Source organism: Bacillus sp. JJ1533 (genome assembly GCF_036965045.1).
GTDB lineage: Bacteria > Bacillota > Bacilli > Bacillales > Bacillaceae_L > Ferdinandcohnia.
Genome location: NZ_JBALOV010000028.1, coordinates 70942 through 78637, shown reverse-complemented (window position 1 = coordinate 78637; position 7696 = coordinate 70942). Strand labels below are relative to the sequence as shown.

9 protein-coding genes are annotated in these 7696 nt (G+C 40.2%); 5 read left to right on the top strand and 4 right to left on the bottom strand.

Features of this window, described 5'->3' with window-relative positions:
• The first annotated feature begins 201 nt into the window (after positions 1 to 201).
• The 5 genes from V7138_RS15330 (at position 202) to V7138_RS15310 (ending at position 3692) form a co-directional block, all read left to right on the top strand.
• Positions 202 to 480 (top strand): hypothetical protein, encoded by a 279-nt coding sequence (locus tag V7138_RS15330; protein WP_335398861.1) that lies wholly within the window; start codon positions 202 to 204, stop codon positions 478 to 480.
• The gene (locus tag V7138_RS15325) at positions 464 to 1228 is read left to right on the top strand and encodes a glutathione S-transferase C-terminal domain-containing protein (RefSeq protein ID WP_335398859.1); all 765 of its coding nucleotides are present in this window, start codon (positions 464 to 466) and stop codon (positions 1226 to 1228) included. Before V7138_RS15330 ends, V7138_RS15325 begins: the two co-directional genes overlap by 17 nt.
• Before the next feature lie 13 nt (positions 1229 to 1241).
• Positions 1242 to 1742, top strand: coding sequence for a GNAT family N-acetyltransferase (locus V7138_RS15320; protein WP_335398857.1), 501 nt, complete (start codon positions 1242 to 1244; stop codon positions 1740 to 1742).
• Positions 1743 to 1901: 159 nt separating this feature from the next.
• Positions 1902 to 3164, top strand: a complete 1263-nt coding sequence (locus V7138_RS15315; protein WP_335398855.1) for a DinB/UmuC family translesion DNA polymerase — start codon at positions 1902 to 1904, stop codon at positions 3162 to 3164.
• Positions 3165 to 3359: 195 nt separating this feature from the next.
• Positions 3360 to 3692 carry a YolD-like family protein gene (locus V7138_RS15310; protein ID WP_335398853.1) on the top strand — a complete coding sequence of 111 codons (333 nt, stop codon included), beginning with the start codon at positions 3360 to 3362 and terminating at the stop codon, positions 3690 to 3692.
• A 111-nt stretch (positions 3693 to 3803) separates the two neighbouring features.
• Here V7138_RS15310 and V7138_RS15305 read toward each other — a convergent pair whose 3' ends face one another.
• The 4 genes from V7138_RS15305 to V7138_RS15290 form a co-directional block, all read right to left on the bottom strand.
• Positions 3804 to 4814, bottom strand: coding sequence for a FecCD family ABC transporter permease (locus V7138_RS15305; RefSeq protein WP_335398851.1), 1011 nt, complete (start codon positions 4812 to 4814; stop codon positions 3804 to 3806).
• Positions 4811 to 5818 carry a FecCD family ABC transporter permease gene (locus V7138_RS15300; protein WP_335398849.1) on the bottom strand — a complete coding sequence of 336 codons (1008 nt, stop codon included), beginning with the start codon at positions 5816 to 5818 and terminating at the stop codon, positions 4811 to 4813. Before V7138_RS15300 ends, V7138_RS15305 begins: the two co-directional genes overlap by 4 nt.
• A gap of 73 nt (positions 5819 to 5891) precedes the next feature.
• Positions 5892 to 6809 (bottom strand): iron-hydroxamate ABC transporter substrate-binding protein, encoded by a 918-nt coding sequence (locus tag V7138_RS15295; protein WP_335398847.1) that lies wholly within the window; start codon positions 6807 to 6809, stop codon positions 5892 to 5894.
• Positions 6763 to 7605: an ABC transporter ATP-binding protein gene (locus V7138_RS15290; protein ID WP_335398844.1), complete on the bottom strand. Its 843-nt coding sequence runs from the start codon at positions 7603 to 7605 to the stop codon at positions 6763 to 6765. Before V7138_RS15290 ends, V7138_RS15295 begins: the two co-directional genes overlap by 47 nt.
• Positions 7606 to 7696: the final 91 nt, after the last annotated feature.

Below are 7696 nucleotides of genomic sequence, written 5' to 3'. Positions count from 1 at the left end.
GCAACCGTATTAAACGGTAAATCCCCAATCCGTTAAACGATAAATGATATGCCGCAACCACAAAAAAACGGGTAGTAACTTAGCAGATTGATTTTCACTTTATAGGTTATATTTCTTGACGTTTATTTTAGATAGTGAGTAAATAACATTAACCGCATTGAATTAGTATGTTTTAACCATAAGCGTGAGGGAGAGAGTGACATGACACAAAAAGATCAGACTATTAGCTGCGCGATTCCCGCAGAATCTAAAAAGCCAGCAGAAATAAAAGCAGATGGTTCATTCAACCGTCAAACGAATCGCTTTACGACACCTTTTGGAAACAAGCCAGAAGAATTACCCGTTGAGTCCGGCCGCTACCGTTTGCTATGGTCTGCTGCATGTCCATGGGCACACCGTTCTGTAATTGTTCGAAAAGTGCTTGGATTAGAAAACGCAATTAGCCTAGGGAAAGTAAGTCCTAATGAGACCAAGAATTGAGCGTGTCGATTGGGAATTTTCCTTAGATGAAAATGGAGTTGATCCTGTACTTGGCGTTCAGTATGTGAGTGAGGTTTATAAGAATGCCGATCCTACCTATACAGGCAGACCAACTGTACCAGTCATGGTCAATCTTGAAACCAAAAAGGCTGTCAATAATGACTATTTTAAGCTTACCAACTATTTTGAAACTGTTTGGGCTCCTTTCCATAAGGAAAAAGCTCCTGATTTATATCCGATTAGTTTACGCGAAGAAATTGATGCATTGAATAACGTTATTTTTCATGATGTAAACAATGGTGTTTATAAATGTGGATTTGCTCGCTCTCAGGAGGCCTATGAACAAGCCTATGATACATTGTTTGCTAGACTAGATGAATTAGAGGAGCGTTTGTCCAAGCAACGTTTCTTATTTGGGGACTTTATTACCGATTCTGATGTTCGATTATATACAACGTTGGCGCGCTTTGATGCTGCCTATTATTCTGCTTTTCGGACGAACCGAAATTTAATCCGTGAGTTCAAAAATTTATGGGGCTATGCCCGTGATTTGTACCAGACTCCAGGGTTTGGTGATACAACGGATTTTGATGCGATTAGGCGACATTATCACTTATCTATCACCATTGATCCTGCAAAGGGAGAAGTGAATATTCTTCCGAAAGGACCGAACGAATCGGCATGGCTCTCCGTACATAACCGTGAGCAGTTAAGCGGAAAAAAAGAAAAGTTCTTAATAAAAGGGTAGGTGAAATCCGTACATGAAAATACGTGATGCGAAACAGGATGAATTGGATTTTATTCGTGAGCAACGGGTTGCTGCTTATTTTGAACATTCAAGTGTTATTCCAGCTGCTCATTGGCAGGCCCTTAAGCAGTCCATCTCTTCTGAGGCTGATCGCCTCCATGGCTCTGAGCTTATTGTGTGTGAGCTTAATGGGGGAATTGTAGGAAGTGTCGTCTTGATTCCCGCTAATACAGACGCATATGATGGCCAGTTGGATGAGTTGGAATATCCAGAAATACGAATGCTAGCAGTGAGTCCGGAGGCTCGTGGAAAGGGTGTCGCTTCAGCTTTAATTACCGAGTGCATCCAGCGTTCCCGAGCAAAAAATCACCGACACATCGGACTACATACTGGCGAGTTCATGAGACAGGCGATTAAGCTATATACAAAACACGGCTTTGAGCGTCTACCACAATATGATTTCGAGCCCGCAAATGATGGGATAATTGTGAAAGCATTTCGATTGTCTATCTAATCACTATAAAAAACCAATTCGCTATTTAAGCGTCTTGGTTTTTTTCTTGTGTTAATGGGCCTTGAAATTCTTCTTGAAATTTCCATTGAAATCGAACGTATATTCTCCTATCATTAAGAATATAATACGAACATACATTCTTTTTGGAGGTGATGTCAGATGGTGGATTACAGTCAGTTGCCCGTTCAAAAGATTTTATGCGTGGATATAAAAAGCTTTTATGCAAGCTGTGCTGCCGTATTATTAGGCCTTGATCCACTTGAGTGCTATTTGGCGGTTGTTGGAGATACAGATCGCCCAGGAAGTGTTGTTCTTGCAGCCTCACCAAAGCTAAAACAGGAATTTGGGATAAAAACAGGATCAAGACTCTTTGAAATCCCAAAGGATCCACGAATTAAAGTTGTAAACCCAAAAATGGCAACATATTTACGAATTTCAACAGAAATCACAAGACTTTTTAATCGGTATGTCCCCAAAAATGCGATTCATGTGTATAGCGTAGATGAAAGCTTTATCAAGATTGATGGAACTGAAAAACTATGGGGAGACGCAACAACGATTGCGCGTAAAATCAGGCAAGAGATTGAAGCTGAATATGGGCTAACCTGTGCGATTGGGATTGGTCCTAATATGCTAATGGCAAAGCTATGCTTAGATTTAGATGCAAAGAAACAAGGAATTGCGGAATGGACCTATGATGATGTCCCTGAAAAACTATGGCCTGTGTCGCCGCTACGAGAAATGTGGGGAATTGGGAGAAGGGTAGAGCGAACCTTAAATGGGATGGGAATTACAACCGTTGGCCAGCTTGCCCACTACCCGCTTGAATTACTCGAGAAAAAATTTGGAGTGATGGGAAATCAGCTGTATTATCATGCCTGGGGTGTCGATTTATCGGAAATTGGTGCCCCTATTATGCAAGGGCAGGTCAGCTTTGGAAAAAGCCAAATCCTTTTGCGTGATTACCCAGACCCGGAAGAAGTAAAGCATGTCATTCTAGAAATGTGTGAAGAGGTAGCAAGGCGGGCACGACGACATAAAAAGGCAGGTCGAACGATTAGCCTTGGGATTCATTATAGCCAAGATGAGTTTGGCGGAGGATTTTATCGGTCGAAAACAATTGAAACTCCAACGAATATTACGATGGAAATGTATCGTGTCTGCCTCGAGTTATTTGAGAAATTTTATGCTCAAAAAACGGTTCGCAAAATTTCAATTGCGCTTTCTAATATTGAGGATGACAGACAAATGCAATTGGATTTGTTTTATCTCAATCGAGTTAAACAGCATAAGCTTGGGTACGTAATGGACGGCATCCGAGGAAAATACGGTTCAGATGCAATCCTACGTGCAGTTTCCTATACAAATGCTGGAACATCAAGACATCGTAGTAGGCTTGTCGGCGGACATAAGGCAGAATAATACCAAAAGTGGAAGCACCTTGAACAGCCCCGACAAGCGCTGGAAACCTGACGAGGAGGCTCAAAAATAAGCAAAGCTTATTTTCTGCGAGGGTTATGCTCACGTAGCATTCCTTAGCGTTGCCGCCGCAGGAAGGGTGAAGCGACCTCGAGGGGCTAGGTGCTGGAGCTAGATGTAAGAAAGAAGGTAATAAGGATGATACGGGACCGCGGAGCGATAAAATGGACAGCAATGATGCTACCAGAACATGTGAAAATACTTAGAGATTGGGCGAAAGAAGATACGTATGAGCAAAAGCCAGAACTCGATGAACAACAAATTGAAGAGATGAATGGCATTCTTTGTCAGGCAATGGAGGAGGGGAAAGAAGTGGTGATCACGCATTATGAAGCGAAACACCACAAACTCCTTCTTGGCACCATTCATTATTACGATGACCTACAAAATAGATTGCATGTTATCGATAAATTCGGGGAAGTACATTACATCCCTATAAATTCGTTAGTCGATCTGCGTTTTTCTGATTAATACTTTAAAAAAGCATGTTTCTATATCACCCACCCGATGAGTTTAGTATAAAGCCTAGAATCCTAATTGAAGCAATGGGTGGGTTACCAAAAGTAAGCAGCTACCTTAAAATCACGCTTTCTTAAGCAAAAGATAAATAAAATAAGGTGCTCCTATAAGAGCAGTCATAATTCCAGCAGCAATACCTTCTGGTTCCAAAATGTTACGCCCGATTGTATCAGCAAATAATAAAAGCCACCCACCAATGAGCACAGCAAGTGGGATAAAAAGCTGATGACGGGCGCCAACTAATGTTTTTGCGATATGTGGAGCCATTAAACCGATAAAAGCAATACCACCTGTAACAGATACTGCGGAGGCAGCTAATGCAACTGCCGTTAATAGTAAAAGAAGCCTCTCCCTTTCAATAGAAATTCCCAGTCCAACTGCAGTTGTCTCACTTAAATTAAGGATATTCAATCGATTCGCTTTAAATAAAGTAAAGGGAATCAGAACAAGCAACCAAGGTAAGAGGGCTAGTATGAATGGCCAGTCTGTCCCCCATATATTCCCTGCCAACCATCTGGCAATAAAGTCTACTTTTTCACGCTCAGAGGAGGAGATGAGTAGGACCATTGTCCCGGATAACGCCATTGAAAATCCAACACCAATTATAATTAACCTAACTGGCTGGAGGCCAGCACTTCTGCTATATGAAAATAGATAAATTAAGCATGCCGTTATGAGGGCACCGAAAAACGCTATAACAGGAAGTAAATAAATAAATGATCCTACATCAATCGGAAAATACAAAAAGAAGACCGAAATGGCTACACCCGCACCAGAGTTAATCCCAATGATTCCAGGATCAGCGAGGTCATTTCGTGTAGTTCCTTGTAAGATAGCTCCGGAAAGGGCGAGTGCCATTCCAGCAAGAAGTGTGATAACAATACGCGGTAGCCGTACAGAAAATAATACAAATTCTTCTTTAAAAGTTCCTTCTCCTAGAAGTGTAGGTATCAGTCTGCTATAAGACAGGGAGGAGTATCCCAACCCCATACTAACGATAGTTGTCATGATAATTATTAAGAGAATACCAGTAAGTAAGAAGCGATGTTTGTTACGTAAACTTGGATGGATCATGAAAAGGCCTTACCTCCTTTATGGACAATGAATAGGAAGAAGGGGAGCCCCAGTATAGCTACAATCGCAGGTACTGGTGTTTCAAAGGGAGCATTTAAATTTCGTCCAAGCGTATCTGCAAATACCATAAAGGTAGCACCCGCAACAGCTGACATCGGAAGAATATAGCGATAATCCGTACCAACGATTGCTCTTACAATATGGGGAATCATCAAACCGAGAAAGGTAAGATTTCCAACAAGTGCAACCGATGCACCTGCTAACACGATAACGATTACGAATAAAAAAACCTTAATCAGTAAAATCTTTTGACCTAAACCTATCGCAATTTCCTCATTCAGGCTAAGAACCGTAATCTGTCTTGAGAGAAGTAGAGAAACTAAAATGCCAATTAAGATAAATGGAATGAAAACTTGAAGCTGAGCCCAAGTGGTTCCAATAATACCACCAGCACTCCACATTGAAACATCTTTAGAAATGTTAAAATAAAGTGCAATCCCATCGGCAACTGCATAAAGAAAGGCAGATACAGCAGCCCCAGCTAACACGACTCGAAGTGGAGAAAATCCACCTTTTTTGGCCGAACTAATACCTATAACCAAACAGGTTCCAACGCCGGCTCCAATAAAACAGGCAAGCATAATAGTAAAATAGTTAGCAGTAGGAACTAAAGCAATGGTTAAGGCAAGAGCAGCATTAGCACCAGCCGTTAATCCAAGTAAACCAGGGTCTGCCAGTGGATTTCTCGTTACCCCTTGCATAATAGCGCCAGCTACTGAAAGAGCAGCACCAACAAATACGGCCGCTATTTCTCTAGGAACGCGGATTTCGCGTATCATAGTGATGGTGTCATTCTTCAAATTAGTTGAAAGAGCTAGCCACACTTCTTTTAAAGTAGTATCAGCAGCACCAAAAATCAATGAAATAATGAACACAATTATGAAGAACAGTATGCCTAAGGCAAGTTTCACAATAAATGGAACTGAATTTGTGTATTTTGTCATATAATCTCATCTTTTCCTTTTCCAGAATGAAAGAAGAGGAATTCTTCTCATAAGAACTCCCCCCATATAAATGTTAGTTGCCAAGAAATGATTCAATGAAAAATTCTAGTTGATATTCAAGTGTAATCGGATCATTAAAGTAAAACTCCTTTGCATTTGCAACATAAGCTTGGTTGTTTTTAACGGCAGGAATATTTTTATATGTTTCTGAATCCATAAAGGAAGTTTCAGTATCTTCTACTTTACTCACAATAAGATAGTCTCCTACAAACTCTGGAAGTACCTCTAAAGATAATGAATAGTAACCTGCTTCCAGTGCCATTTCTTTTACCTTTTCTGGCATATTCAATTTCATTTCTTGATATAAAATCTCTGTACCGCGTGCCCAGTTATCACCAAAGACATAAAGCTCCTTATTGAAATTTTCAATGACTGTAACTGTTGCATCTTCACCAATCTTAGCTTTTATTTTTTCTCCGGCCTCTTGGGCACGCTTTTTAAAGTCATCAATCCATTTTTGTGCTTCAGCTTCTTTGTTTAATAACTTACCGATTTCTAACTGTTGAGATAGATAATCCAATTTTCCATAAGTAAACGTAACAACAGGGGCAATTTCTTTTAATTTATCCACGTTTTTCATTGTAGAGAGACCGATAATTAAGTCCGGCTCTAGTTCAATGATTTTCTCTAGGTTTTCATCCGTTACTTCTTCGACACCGTCTAATTTATATCGAGGATTTGCTTTAGACCATGAATCGACACCTACGACTGGAACGTCTAGGGCAAGAACATTTCCTGCAAAGGTAGAAAGTACAACCACACGTTGTGGATTTGCGGGCACTTCTACAGGTCCATTCTCAGATTGATATGTAATTGTGTCAGAAGAAGTTCCTTCTTTTGATGTACCGGCTGATTCACCAGCACTACCATCACAAGCAGCTAAACTAAATAGTAAGATTATTAGTAGAAAGGGAATTGATAGTTTCTTCATTTGATATTTCTCCTTTTAATAAATGATAAGTTAGACACATAGGCTTGCTTGTTCGAGGATCTTTCCCTATGAGAGCATCAATATGAAATACTTCTCGTAGGACCTCGTTCGTAATTACTTCTTCAGAAGTACCAGCCTTTACGATTTGACCATGCTTGAGGGCAATTATGTAATCAGCAAAACGTGCGGCATGATTTAAATCATGCAGAACCATGACAATTGTCCGCTTCTGTTCTTTGTTAAGCTTTTGTAAGAGTTCTAATATCTCAAGTTGATGCGCCATATCAAGGTAGGTTGTAGGTTCATCTAGAAAAATCATCTCAGTCTCTTGTGCTAATGCCATTGCAATCCATACACGTTGGCGTTGTCCGCCGGAGAGTGCATCGACAGGGTGATATTTAAAAAACGACGTACCCGTAACGTCGAGTGCCCAGTTTATTATTTCGATGTCCTTACTTGTTAGACGACCAAATCCTTTTTGATAGGGGAACCGTCCGTAGGAAACGATTTCTCCTACTGTCAAGCCACTAGTACTTTCAGGGTTTTGAGGGAGTATAGCCAATTTTTTTGCAAGTTTTTTGGTATTTTCTTTTGAGATGCTTTCTCCATCCAAAATAATTGAACCAGATTGATGCGGGATTACACGTGTCATCGCTTTCAACAGAGTAGATTTTCCACAACCATTTGATCCAATAATCGTTGTAATCTTTTGGTCAGGAATTTCAATACTTAAATCCTTAACGATTACCCGGTCGCCATAGCCAATATGTAGATCCTTTGTAAAAAGACGAACCATGATATTCCTCCAGTCGAAAGATTTTCAAAAATGATATTGATAATCGTTATCATTTAAAGCTATAATGATACTATAATTCTATTGAGAATCA

Bases quoted from the DNA above. Each gene is read 5' to 3' on its own strand.
- V7138_RS15295 (WP_335398847.1), bottom strand. From the start codon at position 6,809: ATGAAGAAACTATCAATTCCCTTTCTACTAATAATCTTACTATTTAGT.
- V7138_RS15310 (WP_335398853.1), top strand. From the start codon at position 3,360: ATGATACGGGACCGCGGAGCGATAAAATGGACAGCAATGATGCTACCA.
- V7138_RS15300 (WP_335398849.1), bottom strand. From the start codon at position 5,818: ATGACAAAATACACAAATTCAGTTCCATTTATTGTGAAACTTGCCTTA.
- V7138_RS15325 (WP_335398859.1), top strand. From the start codon at position 464: ATGAGACCAAGAATTGAGCGTGTCGATTGGGAATTTTCCTTAGATGAA.
- V7138_RS15290 (WP_335398844.1), bottom strand. From the start codon at position 7,605: ATGGTTCGTCTTTTTACAAAGGATCTACATATTGGCTATGGCGACCGG.
- V7138_RS15305 (WP_335398851.1), bottom strand. From the start codon at position 4,814: ATGATCCATCCAAGTTTACGTAACAAACATCGCTTCTTACTTACTGGT.
- V7138_RS15320 (WP_335398857.1), top strand. From the start codon at position 1,242: ATGAAAATACGTGATGCGAAACAGGATGAATTGGATTTTATTCGTGAG.
- V7138_RS15315 (WP_335398855.1), top strand. From the start codon at position 1,902: ATGGTGGATTACAGTCAGTTGCCCGTTCAAAAGATTTTATGCGTGGAT.
- V7138_RS15330 (WP_335398861.1), top strand. From the start codon at position 202: ATGACACAAAAAGATCAGACTATTAGCTGCGCGATTCCCGCAGAATCT.